The sequence below is a fragment of the Tateyamaria sp. syn59 genome, from assembly GCF_007995245.1.
Lineage (GTDB): Bacteria > Pseudomonadota > Alphaproteobacteria > Rhodobacterales > Rhodobacteraceae > Tateyamaria.
Map to the genome: position 1 here is coordinate 125,854 of NZ_VCBA01000003.1, position 18,159 is coordinate 144,012.

Annotated in this window: 15 protein-coding genes; 9 read left to right on the plus strand and 6 right to left on the minus strand. The window is 62.4% G+C overall.

What is annotated here, in order from left to right; all coding sequences use genetic code 11:
* Positions 1-5: 5 nt before the first annotated feature.
* The 4 genes from glgC to FD715_RS06715 are packed head-to-tail and all read left to right on the plus strand — an operon-like array spanning position 6 to position 6,443.
* A complete protein-coding gene (gene glgC, locus FD715_RS06700; RefSeq protein ID WP_147107082.1) occupies positions 6-1,265 on the plus strand; it encodes a glucose-1-phosphate adenylyltransferase in 1,260 nt (419 codons plus the stop codon).
* The gene (gene glgA / locus FD715_RS06705) at positions 1,262-2,686 is read left to right on the plus strand and encodes a glycogen synthase GlgA (RefSeq protein ID WP_147107085.1); all 1,425 of its coding nucleotides are present in this window, start codon (positions 1,262-1,264) and stop codon (positions 2,684-2,686) included. The genes glgC and glgA overlap by 4 nt, the downstream gene beginning before the upstream one ends.
* Positions 2,683-4,815 (plus strand): glycogen debranching protein GlgX, encoded by a 2,133-nt coding sequence (glgX, locus tag FD715_RS06710; RefSeq protein ID WP_147107088.1) that lies wholly within the window; start codon positions 2,683-2,685, stop codon positions 4,813-4,815. The genes glgA and glgX overlap by 4 nt, the downstream gene beginning before the upstream one ends.
* Complete coding sequence (locus FD715_RS06715; protein WP_147107091.1) at positions 4,812-6,443, plus strand: alpha-D-glucose phosphate-specific phosphoglucomutase; 1,632 nt, start codon at positions 4,812-4,814, stop codon at positions 6,441-6,443. The genes glgX and FD715_RS06715 overlap by 4 nt, the downstream gene beginning before the upstream one ends.
* Positions 6,444-6,458: 15 nt before the next feature.
* Here the strand turns inward: FD715_RS06715 and FD715_RS06720 are convergent, their stop codons facing one another.
* Together FD715_RS06720 and FD715_RS06725 are read right to left on the minus strand one after the other, a co-directional pair.
* A complete protein-coding gene (locus tag FD715_RS06720; protein WP_370455359.1) occupies positions 6,459-9,212 on the minus strand; it encodes a [protein-PII] uridylyltransferase in 2,754 nt (917 codons plus the stop codon).
* Positions 9,213-9,240: 28 nt separating this feature from the next.
* A complete protein-coding gene (locus tag FD715_RS06725) occupies positions 9,241-10,428 on the minus strand; it encodes a penicillin-binding protein activator (protein WP_147107094.1) in 1,188 nt (395 codons plus the stop codon).
* Positions 10,429-10,518: 90 nt separating this feature from the next.
* On the opposite strand from FD715_RS06725, the gene rsmI reads away from it, so the two are divergent.
* From rsmI to FD715_RS06745, 4 genes are all read left to right on the plus strand, one after another.
* Complete coding sequence (gene rsmI, locus FD715_RS06730) at positions 10,519-11,397, plus strand: 16S rRNA (cytidine(1402)-2'-O)-methyltransferase (protein WP_147107097.1); 879 nt, start codon at positions 10,519-10,521, stop codon at positions 11,395-11,397.
* Entirely contained in the window at positions 11,397-11,810 is a 414-nt protein-coding gene (locus FD715_RS06735) for a YraN family protein (RefSeq protein WP_147107100.1), read from the plus strand. The genes rsmI and FD715_RS06735 overlap by 1 nt, the downstream gene beginning before the upstream one ends.
* 99 nt (positions 11,811-11,909) lie before the next feature.
* Entirely contained in the window at positions 11,910-12,845 is a 936-nt protein-coding gene (gene gshB, locus FD715_RS06740; protein WP_147107103.1) for a glutathione synthase, read from the plus strand.
* Positions 12,842-13,750 (plus strand): alpha/beta hydrolase, encoded by a 909-nt coding sequence (locus FD715_RS06745; protein WP_147107106.1) that lies wholly within the window; start codon positions 12,842-12,844, stop codon positions 13,748-13,750. The genes gshB and FD715_RS06745 overlap by 4 nt, the downstream gene beginning before the upstream one ends.
* Here FD715_RS06745 and FD715_RS06750 read toward each other — a convergent pair.
* The 4 genes from FD715_RS06750 to cobU form a co-directional block, all read right to left on the minus strand.
* Positions 13,720-15,231: a YifB family Mg chelatase-like AAA ATPase gene (locus tag FD715_RS06750; RefSeq protein WP_147107109.1), complete on the minus strand. Its 1,512-nt coding sequence runs from the start codon at positions 15,229-15,231 to the stop codon at positions 13,720-13,722. The two genes, FD715_RS06745 and FD715_RS06750, sit on opposite strands and share 31 nt — an antisense overlap.
* A gap of 123 nt (positions 15,232-15,354) precedes the next feature.
* Positions 15,355-16,032 carry a glutathione S-transferase gene (locus tag FD715_RS06755; RefSeq protein ID WP_147107112.1) on the minus strand — a complete coding sequence of 226 codons (678 nt, stop codon included), beginning with the start codon at positions 16,030-16,032 and terminating at the stop codon, positions 15,355-15,357.
* 60 nt (positions 16,033-16,092) lie between these two features.
* The gene (locus FD715_RS06760) at positions 16,093-16,665 is read right to left on the minus strand and encodes a histidine phosphatase family protein (protein WP_147107116.1); all 573 of its coding nucleotides are present in this window, start codon (positions 16,663-16,665) and stop codon (positions 16,093-16,095) included.
* Positions 16,662-17,258, minus strand: coding sequence for a bifunctional adenosylcobinamide kinase/adenosylcobinamide-phosphate guanylyltransferase (gene cobU, locus FD715_RS06765; protein WP_370455360.1), 597 nt, complete (start codon positions 17,256-17,258; stop codon positions 16,662-16,664). The genes FD715_RS06760 and cobU overlap by 4 nt, the downstream gene beginning before the upstream one ends.
* Before the next feature lie 15 nt (positions 17,259-17,273).
* Here cobU and FD715_RS06770 point away from each other — a divergent pair, with 15 nt between their 5' ends.
* Positions 17,274-18,152 carry an RNA polymerase factor sigma-32 gene (locus FD715_RS06770; protein WP_147107122.1) on the plus strand — a complete coding sequence of 293 codons (879 nt, stop codon included), beginning with the start codon at positions 17,274-17,276 and terminating at the stop codon, positions 18,150-18,152.
* The last annotated feature ends 7 nt before the right edge of the window (positions 18,153-18,159 follow it).

Here is an 18,159-nt window from a genome sequence, read left to right on the forward strand (position 1 = left end):
TGGATATGGTGGACACGACACGGCTGTCGCAGCGGTCAATGGCCTTCGTTTTGGCGGGCGGGCGCGGGTCGCGGCTGAAGGAGTTGACCGACCGGCGGGTGAAGCCTGCGGTGTTTTTTGGCGGCAAGACGCGGATCGTGGATTTTGCCCTGTCCAATGCGGTGAACTCCGGCATTCGGCGCATGGCGCTGGCGACGCAATACAAGGCGCATTCGCTGATCCGTCATTGCCAGCGCGGGTGGAGTTTTTTCCGCGCCGAGCGGAACGAATTTCTGGATATTCTGCCTGCATCTCAGCGGGTGTCGGAAGAGATGTGGTATCGGGGGACTGCCGATGCGGTGACCCAGAACATTGATATCGTGGACAGCTATGACATTGAATATATTGTCATTCTGGCGGGCGATCACATCTACAAGATGGATTACGAGGTGATGCTGCGCCAGCATGTGGAGCAGGGAGCGGATGTCACTGTCGGTTGTCTGACTGTACCGCGTGAGGAGGCGAGTGCCTTTGGCGTGATGGCGGTGGATGAGACCAGCCGCATTACGTCGTTCCTGGAAAAGCCGGCTGATCCGCCCGGCACGCCTGAGGATGCGACCAAGGCGCTGGCGTCGATGGGGATTTATGTCTTTAGCTGGAAGTTCCTGCGCGAGTTGCTGATCAAGGATGCGGAGGATCCAAATTCCAGCCATGACTTCGGCCATGATCTGATCCCGGACATCGTGAAGAATGGGAAGGCAGTGGCGCATCGGTTTGATGACTCTTGCGTGCGGGCGGAAGGCGCGCCGAGTTATTGGCGGGATGTGGGGACGCTGGATGCGTTTTGGGAAGCCAACATTGATCTGACCGATTTCACGCCGGAACTGGACTTGTGGGATCAGCAGTGGCCGATCTGGACCTATTCGGAAAGCGCGCCGCCTGCGAAGTTTATCCATGATGAGAAAGACCGGCGCGGGGTTGCGATCTCGTCCATGGTGTCGGGGGGCTGTATCATTTCGGGGACGGAGGTGCGCAACTCCCTCCTGTTCACGCAGGTGCATACCAATTCCTATGCGGTGCTGGATCATTCCGTGGTGCTGCCAAACGTGGTCATCAACCGCTCGGCCCGGTTGCGGAAATGCGTGATTGACCGGGGGGTGGAGATTCCCACCGGGCTGGTGGTCGGTGAGGACCCGGCGGAGGATGCCAAGTTTTTCCGTGTGAGCGAGAAGGGGACGACCCTGATCACCAAAGAGATGATCGACGCCTGGCAGGCGGCCCAATGACATGTGTGCTGTCCGTTGCGTCCGAGTGTGCGCCCTTGGTGAAGACCGGGGGCCTTGCGGATGTGGCGGGCGCGTTGCCGGGGGCGCTGGCGCCTTTGGGGATGGACATGCGCACGTTGTTGCCGGGCTATCCAGCCGTGATGGCGGCGTTGGAGGGCGCTGAGAGCGTCGCCGAGTTTACCAGCCTTTTTGGCGGGGATGCGCGGCTTTTGTCGGGCGAGGCGGCGGGGCTGGACCTGTTCGTGCTGGACGCGCCGCATTTGTTTGATCGGGCCCCCGGGATTTACCTGAATGACGAAGGCGTTGATTGGCCGGACAACCCGGAACGGTATGCGGCGCTGTGTCAGGTCGCCAAAGATGTTGCGGCGGGGACGCTCGGCACCTGGCGCCCGGACGTCGTGCACTGCCACGACTGGCAGGCGGGGTTGGTGCCATATTACCTGAAGCGTGGTGGCGTTGATGTGCCCAGCGTGCTCACAATTCACAACATCGCATTTCAAGGGCTGCTGCCGATGGCGCGCGCGAAGGCGATGGGCATTGCCAAGGCGGACCTGACACGTGATGGCGTGGAATACTGGGGACAGATTTCGGCGCTGAAGGCGGGGCTCGTCTGGGCGGATCGGTTGACCACCGTGTCGCCCACCTATGCCCGCGAGTTGATGACGCCGGAGTTTGGCATGGGTCTGGATGGCGTGTTGCAGATGCGGAAGGCGGACCTGTCAGGCATTCTGAACGGTATTGATCTGGATGTCTGGTCGCCAGAGGTGGATGACCATATCCGGACGTACAAGACGCCAAAGGGGAAGGCGGCGAACAAGGCCGCGCTGCGGGCGGAGTTTGGCTTGCCTGAGGCCGATGGGCCGCTCTGTGTGGTGGTGTCGCGGTTGACCGAGCAGAAGGGTCTCGACCTGCTTCTGGATGCTTTGCCAGCGCTTTTGGATCGCGGTGGGCAAATGGCGCTGCTTGGCTCTGGTGATCTGGCGCTTGAGGGGGCCTTTGCCAGCCATGCGCATCCCGGCGTGGCGGTTCGGATCGGCTATGACGAGGCGTTGTCGCATCGGATGATGGCGGGGGGCGATGCGATTCTGGTGCCGTCGCGGTTTGAACCCTGCGGTCTGACGCAGCTTTACGGCCTGCGCTATGGGACTTTGCCCGTAGTTGCGTTGACCGGGGGGCTGGCCGACACCGTCATTCCGGCCACGCCTGCCACCATGGCCAAAGGCGTCGCGACAGGCCTGCAGTTTCATCCGGTGACGGCGGATGCGCTCTCAAACGCCTTGATCCAGCTTTGTGACCTTTTCGCCGCGCCCAAGCTGTGGTCAAAGATGCAGCGAAATGCGATGGCGCAGCCCGTGGGGTGGGCGCCGTCGGCTGCGGCCTATGCTGCGCTGTACGACGACCTGGTGAAGGCTGCTGAATGACACCATTCCAACTGAGCGCCGGGCGCCCCCATCCCTTGGGCGCTACGTTCGACGGCGAGGGCGTGAACTTTGCCGTGTTCTCGCAGCACGCGACCCGCGTGGTGCTGTGCCTGTGCGACGATCAGGGGCGCGAGGTGTACCTCGTCGATCTGGCCGAGCGGGAGGGACATATCTGGCATGGCTATATCGCGGGCCTGCGTCCGGGGCAGCAATACGGCTACCGGGTGCACGGGCCCTACGCCCCGCGTGAGGGGCATCGGTTCAACCCCTATAAGCTGCTCATGGACCCCTATGCCAAGCGGTTGACGGGCCATGTGCAGTGGCATGACGCGCTTTACGGCTACGAGATCGGGCACAAGGACAAGGATCTGAGCTACGACACCCGCGACAGCGCGGAATACATGCCGCGCTCGGTTGTCGTCGATCCGGCCTTTACCTGGGGGCGGAATGAACAGATGCGGTTGGAGACGCGGTGGTCTGACACCGTCATCTACGAAGCGCACGTCAAAGGGCTGACCGCGCAGCGCAAGGATGTGCCCCATGCGGGCAAGTTTCTGGGAATGGCGTCGGATCAGATGCTGGAGCATTTGACTGATCTGGGAGTGACGGCCATTGAGCTGTTGCCCGCGCAGGCCGCCGTCGATGACCGGTTTCTGGTCGACAAGGGGCTGAGCAACTACTGGGGCTACATGACCTACGGGTTCTTTGCACCTGAACCCAAATATCTGAGCGACCACGATGTTTCCGAGTTCCAGCAGATGGTGGCTCGGTTCCACTCAGCCGGGATCGAGGTGATCATGGATGTGGTTTACAACCACACAGCCGAAGGCGATCAGCACGGGCCGACCCTGAGTTTCCGTGGTTTTGACAATGCGAGTTATTACCGGTTGGCGGATGACCGGCGTTACTACGTGGACGACACCGGGTGCGGCAATACGCTGGATCTGGACCATCCGTTTGTGCTGCGCATGGTGATGGACTCGCTGCGCTATTGGGTCGAGGTCATGCATGTGGATGGGTTCCGCTTCGATCTGGCGTCGAGCCTTGCACGGACCTCGGGCGGGTTTGACCGGGATGGGCCGTTTTGTCGGGCCATTCGGCAGGACCCGGTGCTGAACAAGGTGAAGATGATTGCCGAGCCTTGGGATGTGGGGCCGGGCGGCTATCAGCTGGGCGCCTTTCCGACGCCCTTTACCGAGTGGAACGACAAGTATCGCGACACGGTGCGTCGGTTTTGGCGTGGCGATGCCTGCATGATCCGGAAGCTGGCGGGGAATGTGACCGGCAGTGCCTTGCGCTTTGACCATGATGGGCGGCCTGCGACCTCGTCTCTGAACTTCATCACTGCCCATGACGGCTTCACGCTGATGGATACGGTCAGCTACAACGACAAGCACAATGCGGCCAATGGTGAGGACAATCGCGACGGGCATGATCACAATTGTTCGGACAATTGCGGGGTCGAGGGGCCGACGGATGATCCGCAGATCATGGCGCTGCGGGCGCAGCGGCGGCGGAACATGCTGGCGACGCTGATGCTGAGCCAGGGGACGCCGATGATTTTGGCCGGCGATGAGTTGGGGAATTCGCAAGCTGGCAACAACAATGCCTATTGTCAGGACAACGAGATTGGCTGGGTGAACTGGGACGAGGCGGACCCGGATTTTCTGGCGTTCTGCCGTCAGATTATTGCCTTGCGCAAGTCGAGCCCGATCCTGCGCCAGAAGCGGTTTTTGCATGCGGGCAAGCGGGCGGTCGATGGCAAGCCGGATGTGTTCTGGCGCAAGGCGGATGGCACCGCGATGCTGGATGAGGATTGGCAGCGTTCGGAACTGAAGTTCCTTGGCGTCGAGATGCGCATGGCGCGCGGCACGCCCGCTTACGAGCCGCGGCTGGGCGCGATTTATCTGCTGTTCAATGCGGGTGAGAAGACTGTTGCGTCACTGCCCGAGACATTGCCGGGCCATCGCTGGATGCGCGTCATTGATACCTCGGGTCAGGTGGCCGAGGCTGTGCGCCCCGGCGCTGTGTCTGTCGCGCCCAACAGTGTTGTGGCGTTGGAATTGTGCCCTGTGGACGGGATGTCCGAGGGCGAAACAGATTTTCAAAACAGGAAGATTGAAGCATGAGCATTCGAACCGTTCAGACCACCCCGATTGCGGGGCAGAAGCCGGGCACCAGCGGGCTGCGCAAGAAGACCGCCGTGTTCATGGAGCCGGGATATCTGGAGAACTACACGCAGGCCATTTTTGACGGCATTGGTGGCGTTCAACGCAAGACGCTCGTTGTGGGCGGTGATGGCCGGTACTTCAACGATGTCGCCATCGGGACGATCCTGCGCATGGCGGCGGCCAATGGGGCTGCCAAGTGCATCGTGGGGCAGGGTGGGCTGTTGTCGACCCCGGCGGCCTCGCACCTGATCCGGAAGCGCAAGGCCGATGGTGGTTTGATCCTGTCGGCCAGTCACAACCCCGGCGGGCCGAAGGCGGACTTTGGGCTGAAGTATAACGGGCCGAATGGCGGGCCTGCGACCGAGGGCGTGACGGAGAAGATCTTTGCCCGGACGCAAGAGATTGACGTCTATCGCATTCTGGATGCTGGTGAGGTTGATCTTGGTACGCTGGGGGATAGCGTGCTGGGCGACATGCAGATCGAGATTGTTGATCCTGTTGCCGACTATGCCGAGCTGATGGGTGAGCTGTTTGACCTTGATGCCATCGCGGGGCTGTTCAAGGGCGGGTTCCGGATGTGCTTTGACGCCATGCACGCGGTGACCGGACCCTATGCGCATGAGATTTTGGAGAACCGGTTGGGGGCGCCCGCAGGTACCGTCATGAACGGCGTGCCGAGCCCGGATTTCGGCGGGGGGCATCCGGACCCGAACCCGGTCTGGGCCAAGGCGTTGATGGACATCATGTATGCCGATGATGCGCCGGATTTTGGGGCTGCGTCGGACGGGGACGGTGACCGCAACATGATTGTGGGCGCGCATTGTTACGTCAGCCCCTCGGACAGTCTGGCGCTGCTGGCGGACAAGGCTGACCTGGCGCCGGGTTATGCCGGTGGTCTGGCTGGGGTGGCGCGGTCGATGCCGACCTCTGCCGCCGCAGACCGGGTGGCTGAGGCGAAGGGTATGGCCTCTTTCGAGACGCCGACGGGGTGGAAGTTCTTTGGCAACTTGCTGGATGCCGGGAAGGTGACGCTGTGCGGCGAGGAGAGTGCGGGCACCGGGTCAAACCATGTGCGCGAGAAGGACGGGCTGTGGGCGGTTCTGTTGTGGCTGAACATTCTGGCCAAGACGGGCAAGTCCGTGTCCGACCTGATGGCGGATCATTGGGCGAGCTATGGGCGGAACTACTACTCGCGCCATGATTACGAGGCGGTGGATTCCGGCGCTGCGAATGATCTGATCGCGAATCTACGCGGGCGTCTGGGTGACTTGGCTGGGCAGACTGTCGGAGACCTTACGGTGTCGGGGGCAGACGAGTTTTCCTATGACGATCCGGTGGATGGCTCGACATCCTCTGGCCAGGGCATCCGCATTTACTTCGAGGGCGGTGGGCGTGTGGTGTTCCGGCTGTCGGGCACGGGCACGGATGGGGCCACGTTGCGCGTCTATCTGGAGCAGTTGGAGACGGATGCGGGCGCGCTGGGCAAGGACCCGCAAGAGGCGCTGGCGGGTATCATTGCTGCCGCCGATGCGTTGGCCGAGATCAAAGTGCGCACGGGGCGCGATGGGCCAGACGTGATCACCTGATGTGCGTATGGGCGGCTAGTCTGCCGCCCGTTCCGCCCCTTCGATGATCGCGGCCCGCAGCTTTTTCTCCAGCGTCTTCTGCTTGGACTCTGAGTAGTATTTCAGGCCGAACATGTCCTTGACGTAGAAAGTATCGACCACCTGCTCGCCGTAGGTCGCGATGACTGCGTTGGCGATGTAGACGTTGCTTGCCGCCAGCGTGCGCGTCAGGTCGTGCAGCAGGCCGGGACGGTCGCGGGTGTCCACCTCGATGATCGTGTAGATGTCGGACCCTTCGTTGTCGAAGGTGATGTGCGTGGGGACCCTGAACGCCTTTTCGCGCTTCTTGACCTTGTCGCGGTCCTTGATTGCCTCGCGGGTGACGACTTCGCCTGCAAGCGTGCGCTCGATCATCTTGCGCAGGCGGGGCAGGCGGGCGGCGTCATAGGGGTTGCCGTCGGCGTCCTGGATCCAGAACGCATCGGTCACAAAACCATCGGATGTGGTGTAGCTGCGGGCGTCGACCACATTGGCGCCGACCAGCGCCAGCGCGCCGGTGAGACGAGCGAAGATGCCTGGGTGGTCGGGCATGACAAAGCAGGCGCGGGTGGCGTCGCGGTCCTCATCCGGATGCAGGTCCATGACGATCTCGTTCTCGCCGATGTCCTTGAGCAGCTTGGCAAAGACCACGTGGGCCGTGACGTGCAGACCCTGCCAGTAGGCGTTGTAATGGCGTGCAACTTCGGTTTGCAGGTCCTTGCGGGCCCAATCTGCCAGTTCGGCGCGGAGCGCTTTCTTGGCCTCCGCCCCACGATTGTCGCGCGTGAGCGCCTCCATCCCGTCCTCAAGCGCGCGGCGTGTCTGACGATAGAGCGCGCGGATCAGCACGGCCTTCCAGTTGTTCCATGTATTGGGGCCAACGCCACGGATGTCGCAGACGGTCAGAACGCAGAGCAGGTCGAGCCGTTTGACTGTCTGCACCGCCTTGGCAAAGTCGCGCACGGTGCGCGGGTCAGCGATGTCGCGTTTCTGGGCCATGTCGGACATTAGCAGGTGGTAACGCACCAGCCACTCAGCCGTGTCGACCTCGTCCTGTTTCAGGCCGAGGCGTGAGGCGATCTTGCGGACCAACTGTGCGCCCAGGATCGAATGGTCTTCCTCCCGCCCCTTGCCGATGTCGTGTAGCAAGAGGGCGACGTAGAGCACCTTGCGGTTGACGCCTTCCTTAAGGATCGAAGAGGCTACGGGCAGGTCTTCTTCCAACTCGTCGCGTTCGATCATCGCAAGCTGCGCGATGCACTGGATGATGTGTTCGTCCACCGTGTAGGAGTGGTACATGTTGAACTGCATCATCGCGACGATGGGTTCGAATTCAGGGATAAAAGCAGCGAGCATTCCCAGCTCGTTCATCCGTCGCAGGGCGCGCTCCGGGTTGCCGTGTCTCAACAGCAGGTCGAGGAAAATGCGCTGCGCCTCGGGGTTGTTGCGCATGTCATCATCGACCAGGTCCAGATGCGATTTGATCAGCCTCATCGCATCAGGGTGGATCAGCATCCCGGTGCGCAACGCTTCCTCGAAAATGCGCAGGAGGTTCAGCTTGTCGGTCAGGAACTGCGCGTCATCGTCGATGGCAAGGCGGTTGTTGATCACCTGATAACCTGCCCTGGCCCGTGGCTTGCGCTTGAACAGCCGGTCCAGCAGCGGCTCGGCCTTCAGATGATCGGCCTCCAGCTTGGTCAGGAAGATGCGGGTCAGGTCGCCGACTTCGGTGGCGTGCAGAAAATAGTCCTGCATGAACCGTTCCACGCCGCGTCGTCCCGCCGCGTCTTCGTATCCCATGGCATCTGCGACGGCGACCTGCATGTCGAAGGTCAGTTGTTCGGTCGCGCGGCCAGAGAGTAGGTGCAGGTGGCATCTTGTGGCCCAGAGGAAGTCCTCGGCCGCGACGAAGGCGTCGAATTCCTCATCCGTGAACAGGCCCAAGGGTACAAGTTCCGCGGCATCCTGAACCTTGTGGATGTACTTGCCGATCCAAAACAGAGATTGCAGGTCGCGCAGCCCGCCCTTGCCCTCTTTGACATTGGGTTCGACCACGTAGCGTTGGCCTTGGCGCACGTGCCGCGCATCCCGTTCGGCCAGCTTTGCTTCGATAAAGTCGCGCTCGCTGCCTTCGAACAGATCCGTGCGCAGCTTGGTGTCCAGCTCAGCTGCGAGGGCCGCGTCGCCAAAAAGGAACCGGTGTTCCAGCATCGCGGTGCGGATCGTGAAATCCTCGGCCCCCAAGCGCAGGCAGTCACGTACCGTGCGGCTGGAATGCCCTACTTTTAGCTTCAGGTCCCAGAGGATGTAGAGCGTTGATTCAATCACGCTCTCGGCCCAGGGGGTGATCTTGTAGGGCGTCAGAAACAGCAGATCGACATCGGAAAACGGCGCCATCTCGCCCCGACCATAGCCGCCGACCGCCAGCACGGCGAGCCGCTCGCTGTTCGTGGGGGTCGGGTTGGGGTGCATGCGCGTTTGAGCGGTGCGCAGTGCGGCATTGACCAGGCAATCGGTCAGATAGGTGTAGGACTGCGTCGTGGGCCGCGCCGCAAACGGTGCTGCGCTAAAAGCGGTTGCGATAGTGTCGCGACCTGCTTTCTGTGCGGCCTTCAGGTGCGCCACAACCGCTGTCCTGTCCGGATTGGTGGCCAACAACGCATCAAAAGCGCCGCCATCGAAAATGTCGGTGGCGGCGCAGATCAGGTGCTGATCAGGCAGATCATTTGCCTGAAGGGCGGTGCTGCTCAAGATGCTCTCCGTTCCGAGCGGGCGGGCATCAGAGCCCGGCGCCGCCAAAGGCACGCGGCGCCGGATCAATCACCACAACCTGATTGTCACGGACCGTTGCGATGGCCAGCCCGCGTTGGTTGCTCCCGTCGGGACGCAGGCGGAAGATGCCGGAGGCGCCCTGGAAGCCGGACCCTTGGGTCAATGCGGCGCCGGTCAGCGCGCGCGCATTGCCCTGTGCAGCCAGCGCGCCGATGGCGGCAATGCCGTCAAAGGCAAGCCCTGCCAACGGGTGTGGGGCACTGCCATAGGCGGCCTCGTATTGGGCGCGGAATGCATTCGCGCGGTTCGGGTCAGGCAGAGCAAACCAGCCGCCCTGGATGCCGGGCAAATCGAGGGTCTGGCGCGGAATATCCCAGCGTGTCATGCCGATGTATTGCGTGACCGACGGGTCCACTCCCGTTTCGGGCAGAAGTTGCGACAAAAGCGGCAGGCCGCCAGCCGGGGCTGCCGTCATGAAAACGGCGTTTGCCCCGGCGTTGTCGACAGCCGACTTCACCCGTGGCACCGCAGCAATCAGCCCTTGCTGCGACAGTGGGTAGTCCACCGTGCCCGTGACCGTGGCTCCGCTGCGCGACGCGGCTTGCTGGATGGCGTTGCGTCCCAGCTGGCCTGCCACATCCTGAGCGTGGACCACAACGATCCGGTTCTTGCCCTGCCGGGCGGCGTAGCTGACCAGCCGGTCTGCCGTGTTGTCAAAGGTCGAGCCCAGCACGAAGACATTGCCGCCTGCGATGGTGGTGTTGTTGGAAAAGGCCAGCACATTCACGTTGCGCGGGGCGACAGCCACGCCCGCAGCATTCGCGGCCTCGGCGTACAGCGGACCCACGATGATTTGCGCGCCATCGTTCACGGCCTGTGTCGCCTGGGCTGCAGCGGTTTGCGCGTTGCCTGCTGTGCCATAGACGCGCAGGTCAATCTCAACCCCGGCGAGGTCACGCATGGCGAGGCGCGCGGCGTTTTCCAGGTTGGTCGCAAGCAGTTCGTCACTGCCCTGGCCCGAGCCGCGCGGCACCAAAAGCGCCACTGGCACCGGTTGGCTCGTGTCGATCCGTGGCCCACTGCCTGCGGTGATCCCGCCAATTGCCGCTGGATCACAGGCCGCCAGCGCGAGGGCCGCTACGGGCAACAGAGCCCGCCGCACCGACTTGCGCAGCGATTTGAAAAACGCAAACATGAACCGTCACTCCCATTGGTGCCGGGCATGACATTGGCCGGCCCGGTTATTTTGGGCGGATAATAGAGGTAAGGCAGGGCGGGTCCAGCTTTGAATCATGTCAAGACGACGCTGCGCCCGGGGATTTGGTTTGTCGGCGTGCCCATCGGTACGGCGCGGGACATCACCTTGCGGGCGCTTGATGTGCTGGCCTCGGCCGATGTGCTGGCCGCCGAAGACACGCGCAGCCTGCGCAAATTGATGGACATCCACGGTGTGCCGCTGGATGGCCGCCGGATCGAGGCACTGCACGAGCATTCCAAGGAGACGCAGGTTGCACGGCTCGTGGAACGTGCGGCGCATCAGAGCGTGGCTTACGCGTCCGAGGCTGGTATGCCGCTCATCGCGGATCCGGGCTTTGAGCTGGCACGGTCTGCGCGTACGGCGGGCGTTCCGGTGACCTGCGCGCCGGGTCCGTCCGCTGTTTTGACGGCTCTGGTGCTCGGCGGATTGCCGACGGATGCCTTCCATTTTGGCGGCTTCCTGCCCGCGACGCGCAGTGCGCGGCAGCGTGCGCTGGAAGAACTGGCCGGGATCAAGGCCACGCTGGTGTTGTACGAATCGCCTAAACGGCTTGGTGCGCTGCTCGCTGATGCGGCGGATCGGCTGGGGGCAGAGCGCCCGGCGGCGGTGTGCCGGGAACTGACAAAACGGTTCGAAGATATCAGGCCTGGCACACTCCGCGCGCTGGCCGAGACCTATGCGGACGAGGCACCCAAAGGTGAAATCGTCGTTCTGATCGGACGGGGTGTGGTGACGGACGTTAAGGAAAAAGACATTGATAGTGCGCTACAGTCGGCCTTGAGCGATATGACGGTCAAGGATGCGGCTGCGTTTGTGGCCGAAAGCCTGGATTTGCCCAGGCGACGTGTCTACCAGCGCGCGTTGGATATGGCGCGCGACATGAAACAGGACGATGAGGCAGAGTGATGGCGCGGCACGAACGGTTTTTTGATCCCGCACAACCGGTGGATGCGCGTATTGCGCGTGGCCGGATGGCGTATCATGCTGGTCTGGCTGCCGAAGAGATTGTCGCACGCGCCTATCGCGCCGCCGGTTACACCTTGGTGGCCGAACGCTGGCGTGGCCGTCGCGGTGAAATTGACCTGGTGTTTTCGACCGCGCTGGGGATCGTCATGGTTGAGGTCAAGGCCAGCAAGACATTGGCCGGTGCTGCGGACCATCTGACCCCGGCCCAGATCGCGCGCCTGTACAGGACGGCGGATGAATACCTTGGCACCTTGCCCAACGGTTCCCTGACGGATGTCCGCTTTGATGTGGCACTGGTCGATCAGTCGGGTCGCTTGAACATCCTCGAGAATGCCTTCGCCGGGTACATGTGACCCCCGCGCAGCCCGTTCTGCACTCTCGCACAGACCCCTGCCATTGCGCCCCCCGCCGCTCTGCGCCATCAAAGGCGCGGACGACAGCAGAGGTGTGCCATGAAAATTGCCTTCCAGATGGACCCGATCGGGGCGGTGGATATCAACGCGGACAGCAGTTTCCGGCTGGCCGAGGAAGCGCAGGCGCGTGGGCACAGCCTGTTTTTCTATTCGCCGGACCACTTGGCTTATCAGGAGGGTCGTATTACCGCACGCGGCCATGATTTCACTGTGCAGCGGGTGCAGGGCGACCATGCGCGGCTGAGCGAGCTGCGCGAGGTCGATCTCGCCGATTTCGACGTGATCTGGCTGCGCCAGGATCCGCCATTTGACATGCACTACATCACGTCTACCCATCTTCTGGACCGGCTGAAGGATGACGTTGTTGTGGTCAATGACCCGTTCTGGGTCCGGAACTACCCCGAAAAGCTGCTGGTGCTGGATTTCCCCGACCTGACCCCGCCAACGACAATTGCGCGCGATCTGGACACCATAAAAGCCTTCAAGGCCAAGCACGGCGATGTCATTCTGAAGCCGCTTTACGGAAACGGCGGTGCTGGTGTGTTTCGCCTCGATGCCAGTGACCGCAACCTGACCTCGCTGCACGAGCTGTTCACGGGGTTCAGCCGCGAGCCGTTGATTGTGCAGAAGTTCTTGCCGGATGTCTCCAACGGCGACAAGCGCGTGATCCTTGTCGATGGCGCGCCCGTTGGCGCCATCAATCGCGTGCCCGCCGAAGGCGAGACCCGGTCCAACATGCATGTGGGCGGGCGCCCCGAAAAGATCGGCTTGACCGATCGGGACCGTGAGATTTGCGATGCCATCGGCCCGCTCCTGAAGGAAAAGGGCCAGGTGTTCGTAGGGATCGACGTCATCGGCGACTACCTGACCGAGATCAACGTGACCTCGCCCACCGGCATTCAAGAGCTCGAGCGTTTTGATGATGTGAACATCGCCGAAAAGATCTGGCAGGCCATCGAGGTAAAGATCGCTTGAGCCTGTTGCGCTCCATTCTGAACCAGTACCTGCGGCTGACGGAAAAGCCGCATATGCGCCGCGCGCTGCATCCCGAAGACCTGCGCCGCAGCTTTGAAGCCAAGGCGCGTCTGTTCTTTCACGCGCCGTGGTCGATGCAGTTTGAATGGGACGCGCTGGCCGGTGAAGACGCACTGTGGGCCAGGCCGCGCCGCCGGGCGAGCAACCTGACCATCCTGTACTTTCACGGCGGTGGCTACGTGTTCGGCTCGCCCCGCACGCATGGTGCGATGCTGGCATCGCTGGCCCACCGTGCCGGGGCGCACGCGGTGCTGCCGCGCTATCCATTGGCGCCCGAGCATCCCTTTCCCGCATCCGTGGACCATGCCCGCGCAGTGTACGACGCGTGTCGTGCCATGGACGGACCCTTGGTGATTGGCGGTGACAGTGCCGGGGGCGGTTTGGCGCTGTCGCTGCTTGGATCTCTGTTGGCGGATGGCGCGCCGTTGCCAGCCGGCGTCTTTGCTTTTTCTCCGCTGACAGATCTGACCTTTTCCGGCGCCAGCATCCGCGAACATGCAGAAACCGAGGTTGTCTTGCCCGCCGAGCGCGTGGATGAAATGGCGGATCTATACCTTGCAGGTGCTGACCCGACGGACCCGCGTGCCAGCCCGCTCTTTGCCGACTTTACCGGCGCGCCGCCGGTTTGGATCACAACAGGTGACACAGAGATCCTGTGCGACGACAGCCGACGCATCGTGCAACGGATGCAAGAGCAGGATGTGCCTGTGACCTATATCGAGGAGCGGGACCTGCCCCATGTATGGCCCATATTCCACAACACGCTGCCCGAGGCCCGCACTACGCTCGGTACTCTGGCCAACTGGATCACGGCTCAAACCGGGGCAAGCGCGCCCACGCGGTAGCTGACCGCCTCTGCCACGTGGGGCTTACGAACATCCTCTGATCCGTCGAGATCGGCAATAGTGCGCGCGACCCGCAGAACGCGGTGGTAGCCACGCGCCGACAGGCCAAAGCGGTCCGCCACCTTCGTCAGCAATGCGCGCCCCTCGGCATCCGGCGCTGCAAAATCATCAAGTGCGCCGCCCGACAGGTCGGCATTGCTGCGCATCCCCGTCCCTTCCAGCCGCGCGCGCTGTACTTTGCGCGCAGCGTCAACGCGTGCTGCGATCATGGCAGAGCTGTCGCCCGTGGCTGGCAGATCGAGGTCGGAATAGGTTACCGGCGGCACATCGACCCGCAGGTCGAAGCGGTCCATGAGTGGGCCGGAGATGCGGCCCATGTAGTCGTCTCCGCAGGCCGGTGCCCGCCCGCAGGCGCGCGAGGCGTCTGACAGGTAGCCACATTTGCAGGGGTTGGCTGCGGCCACCAGCATGAAGCGGCAGGGATATTTTACATGGTTGTTGGCGCGTGCGACCATAACCTCGCCGGTCTCGATGGGTTGGCGCAGGGTTTCGAGGACGGTGCGGGGGAATTCGGGAAACTCGTCCATGAACAGGACTCCGTTATGGGCCAGCGACACCTCACCCGGTTTGGCGCCGCGCCCGCCGCCGATGATGGCGGCCATGGAGGCCGTGTGGTGTGGCTCGCGAAACGGGCGGTCCATGGAGATGCCGCCTGCGTCCAAAAGTCCGGCGAGCGAGTGTATCATGGAGGTTTCAAGCGCCTCCATCGCCGACAGGGGCGGCAGGATGCCAGGCAAGCGCGCGGCCAGCATGGATTTGCCCGAGCCCGGTGTGCCGACCATCAGGAAATGGTGCCGTCCGGCGGCGGCCACTTCCATGGCGCGCTTGGCGCGTTCCTGTCCCTTTACGTCGCGCAGGTCGGGCAGGCCGGTGCCGCTGGCGATTTGGCCTGCCTTGGCCGGTTCCAGCGGGACTTGCCCGGTGTAGTGGCGGACCACGTCGCCAAGGGAGGCGGCGGCGATCACCTTGGTTGCGTCGACCCATGCGGCTTCTGCTCCGGAGCCCGCTGGGCAGAGGAGGCCGCGATCCTGTTCTGCTGCGGCCATTGCTGCGGGCAATGCGCCGAGTACGGGGACCAGCGTGCCGTCTAGGGATAGCTCACCGAGGGCGACCGTGCCTTCCACCGTATCTTCGGGCAGGATGCCGAGCGCCGCGAGCAGGGACAGTGCGATAGGCAGGTCGAAATGGGAGCCTTCCTTGGGCAGATCGGCAGGGGACAGATTGATCGTGATCCGCTTTGACGGCAGCGCGATGGACATGGCGGTCAGAGCCGCGCGGACCCGGTCGCGGGCTTCGGACACCGCCTTGTCCGGCAGGCCGACGATAGAGAATGCGGGCAGGCCCGGTGTCATGGCGCATTGCACCTCGACCTCGCGCGCGTCAACGCCCTGAAATGCCACCGTGTAGGCGCGTGCCACCATGTTTCCACCTCTTCAAAGCTGGTTAATGGCTAGCGACCTGCGGTTTACGATTGGTTAACGGGCGCGGTTTGCGCGCGCCGTCATGGTGCATATTTGGGGAACAATGAAGGTCAGTGCGCAGCGCTAGGCAGGCCATGCGCCTTGGGGCAGGCCCATGTCATAGGGGAAGGGGTCATAGGTGATTTTTTGCCCCTCTGCCCGCCATGCCTGGAAGGCTGTATCCGTGATCGTTGTCATGCAATAGCTCCGCGTCGCCTCGGACACCGGCAGGTCGTAACCCACCATGCGTGCGCAGACCGGGGCATAGAACACGTCCGCCAATGAATACGCGCCTAAGAGCCAAGGGCCATCGGTCTTGAACTTGGCCGCATGTGCCCAGAGCGTTTCGATCCGATCCAGATCGCGCTGCACGTCGTCGGAGACGGCAAAACCCTGGTTCACGCGGTTCAGTTGCATGGGGCATGCGCTGCGTAGCGCGGTGAAGCCGCCGACCATCTCTGCACAGAGCCAACGCGCCGTGGCGCGCGCCGCCGGTGCCTCAGGCCAGAGGCCAGCCTCCGGGTGCCGTTCGGCCAACGTTTCGGCCATGGCGAGGCTTTCGCCCACCACCGTGCCGTCCGGCAGCTTCAGGGCCGGTACCAGCCGTGCGGGGGCAAGCGGTGCCATGTCTTCGGCCATGGTGCCGGAGTAAAGGCCAATCATATGGGTGTGGTGGGGCAGGCCGAATTTCTCGAGCATGAGCCACCCGCGGAGCGACCAGCTCGAAAAGGTGCGGTCGCCGATATAGAGGTCGTAAGTCATAAAGCGCACGCTATGCGCGGCCCATGCGATTTGCCCAACGCAGATTTGTGGCGGGTGCCATCACGGTAGGTGATTGATGACCTCTGCCGTGCTCGTGGCACGGTTGAGTGTGGTGACGGACAGGGGTTCGATTTTGTGTGCCAGAACCTCCTGCGCGCTGACCCCAAGAACCGCCTGCACCTGCGTCAGGATCACTCCGAAATGGGCGACAGCGATGATATGGCGACCGGGATGCGCCGCTTCGATCCGCTGCACGGCCATCGCCACCCGCGCAGCAGAGGTGTTCCAGCTTTCGCCGCCGGGCGGGGTGTGGTCGCCAGGCTGTTCCCAATAGGCGCGGCTGAGATCCGGGTGCCATTCTGCCACGGTCGAAAAGTGTACCCCGTCCCAGACACCAAAGTGGAACTCGCGCAGGGCCGGATCATGGGGCAGGCGGGTGCGTGTGCCCTGTAGTGCGGACGCTGTGTTCACCGACCGGGTCAGATCCGATGAGACCACGAGCGCATCTTTGGGGAGGTGCTGTGCCAGCCGTGCGATAGCCGCCTTGTCACTCAAATCCGCGGGTACGTCTCGCCAGCCGGTGAACGTCTTCTGATGCGTCGGCCCGTGCCGAACCCAATGCCATGTGGTCATGGGGCGTCGCCCTTGCGCAGCTGCGGCAGCCCCGCCAACACGTGCCAGACCGTATCCGCCTGTGCGGCGAGCGCGATGTTCAACCGTCCCTGTGCCTCGCGGAACCGCCGGGCCAGCGCGTTTTCTGGAACGATGCCCTGACCAACCTCATTCGTGACCACCACAACAGGTGCCGCACAGGTGTCCAGCGCACCCATCAGAGCGGTTTGACCTTCGATCAAATCGGCGTCGTCCATCATCACGTTTGCGAGCCACATCGTGGCGCAATCCAGCAGCACCGATTGACCTTCCTTCGCCGCCGCCAAGCCGTCCTCGACCCCGTTGGATGCGTCAACTGTCACCCATTCTGTACCCCGCCTTGCTTTGTGCAGATCAACCTTGGCTTGCATTTCATCATCCCAGATCCGGGAGGTTGCGAGGTAAACTGGACTTAAACCACTGTTTAATATCAGAGATTCTGCCCACTGCGACTTCCCCGAAGCGGCTCCACCTAGGACGAGGGTCAGCGCTGGCAACATTTTTTCATCCCAAGAGTGAACCAATCGGCGGTGTGCTGCGTACAGAGGACAAGTGCGCAAAACAAGCATAACCATCCAGGGGGATGACACATGGCGTTAGATAATGTTCGGGACATGTCGCTGTCGCGCACAGCAATGAAGGCCGAATTGCTTGATGCAGAGACAGAGTTGCGACTGGCCTATGCCTGGCGGGACGAGCGCGATGAAGCGGCTCTGCACCGCTTGATCACTGCCTATATGCGCCTCGCAATTTCGATGGCATCAAAGTTCAAACGCTATGGCGCCCCCATGAACGACCTCATCCAGGAAGCGGGTCTTGGCTTGATGAAAGCCGCCGATAAATTTGACCCGGACCGCGGCGTGCGCTTTTCGACCTACGCCGTGTGGTGGATCAAAGCATCGATTCAAGACTACGTGATGCGCAATTGGTCGATGGTTCGTACCGGTTCTACATCTTCGCAGAAGTCCCTGTTTTTCAACATGCGCCGAGTACAAGCGCGTCTGGAGCGCGAAAGTGCAGCAGCAGGCGAGACGCTGGACAAACACCAGCTGCGCCAGATGATCTCGACCGAGATTGGCGTGCCCCTCCACGATGTCGAGATGATGGAAGGGCGGCTCAGCGGGTCGGACTACTCCCTGAACGCTACGCAGTCTGTGGATGATGAGGGTCGCGAGTGGATTGATGCGCTGGAAGATGACAGCGCGCAGGCGGCCGAAACGGTCGAACATTCCCACGACACCGAGCAGCTGCGTGAATGGCTTCTCACAGCGCTCAATGGTTTGAATGAACGGGAACGCTTTATCGTGCGCGAACGTAAACTGCGCGAAGACCCCCGCACGCTAGAAAGTCTGGGTCAGGAGTTGAGCCTGTCCAAGGAGCGTGTGCGGCAGCTCGAAGCCGCCGCGTTCACAAAGATGCGCAAGGCACTGGAAAATCAGAGCCGCGAGGTCCATCATTTCCTCGTATGAGGATAGT

Bases quoted from the DNA above. Each gene is read 5' to 3' on its own strand.
- glgC (WP_147107082.1), top strand. From the start codon at position 6: ATGGTGGACACGACACGGCTGTCGCAGCGGTCAATGGCCTTCGTTTTG.
- glgA (WP_147107085.1), top strand. From the start codon at position 1,262: ATGACATGTGTGCTGTCCGTTGCGTCCGAGTGTGCGCCCTTGGTGAAG.
- glgX (WP_147107088.1), top strand. From the start codon at position 2,683: ATGACACCATTCCAACTGAGCGCCGGGCGCCCCCATCCCTTGGGCGCT.
- FD715_RS06715 (WP_147107091.1), top strand. From the start codon at position 4,812: ATGAGCATTCGAACCGTTCAGACCACCCCGATTGCGGGGCAGAAGCCG.
- FD715_RS06725 (WP_147107094.1), bottom strand. From the start codon at position 10,428: ATGTTTGCGTTTTTCAAATCGCTGCGCAAGTCGGTGCGGCGGGCTCTG.
- FD715_RS06735 (WP_147107100.1), top strand. From the start codon at position 11,397: ATGGCGCGGCACGAACGGTTTTTTGATCCCGCACAACCGGTGGATGCG.
- gshB (WP_147107103.1), top strand. From the start codon at position 11,910: ATGAAAATTGCCTTCCAGATGGACCCGATCGGGGCGGTGGATATCAAC.
- FD715_RS06750 (WP_147107109.1), bottom strand. From the start codon at position 15,231: ATGGTGGCACGCGCCTACACGGTGGCATTTCAGGGCGTTGACGCGCGC.
- FD715_RS06755 (WP_147107112.1), bottom strand. From the start codon at position 16,032: ATGACTTACGACCTCTATATCGGCGACCGCACCTTTTCGAGCTGGTCG.
- FD715_RS06760 (WP_147107116.1), bottom strand. From the start codon at position 16,665: ATGACCACATGGCATTGGGTTCGGCACGGGCCGACGCATCAGAAGACG.
- cobU (WP_370455360.1), bottom strand. From the start codon at position 17,258: ATGGTTATGCTTGTTTTGCGCACTTGTCCTCTGTACGCAGCACACCGC.
- FD715_RS06770 (WP_147107122.1), top strand. From the start codon at position 17,274: ATGGCGTTAGATAATGTTCGGGACATGTCGCTGTCGCGCACAGCAATG.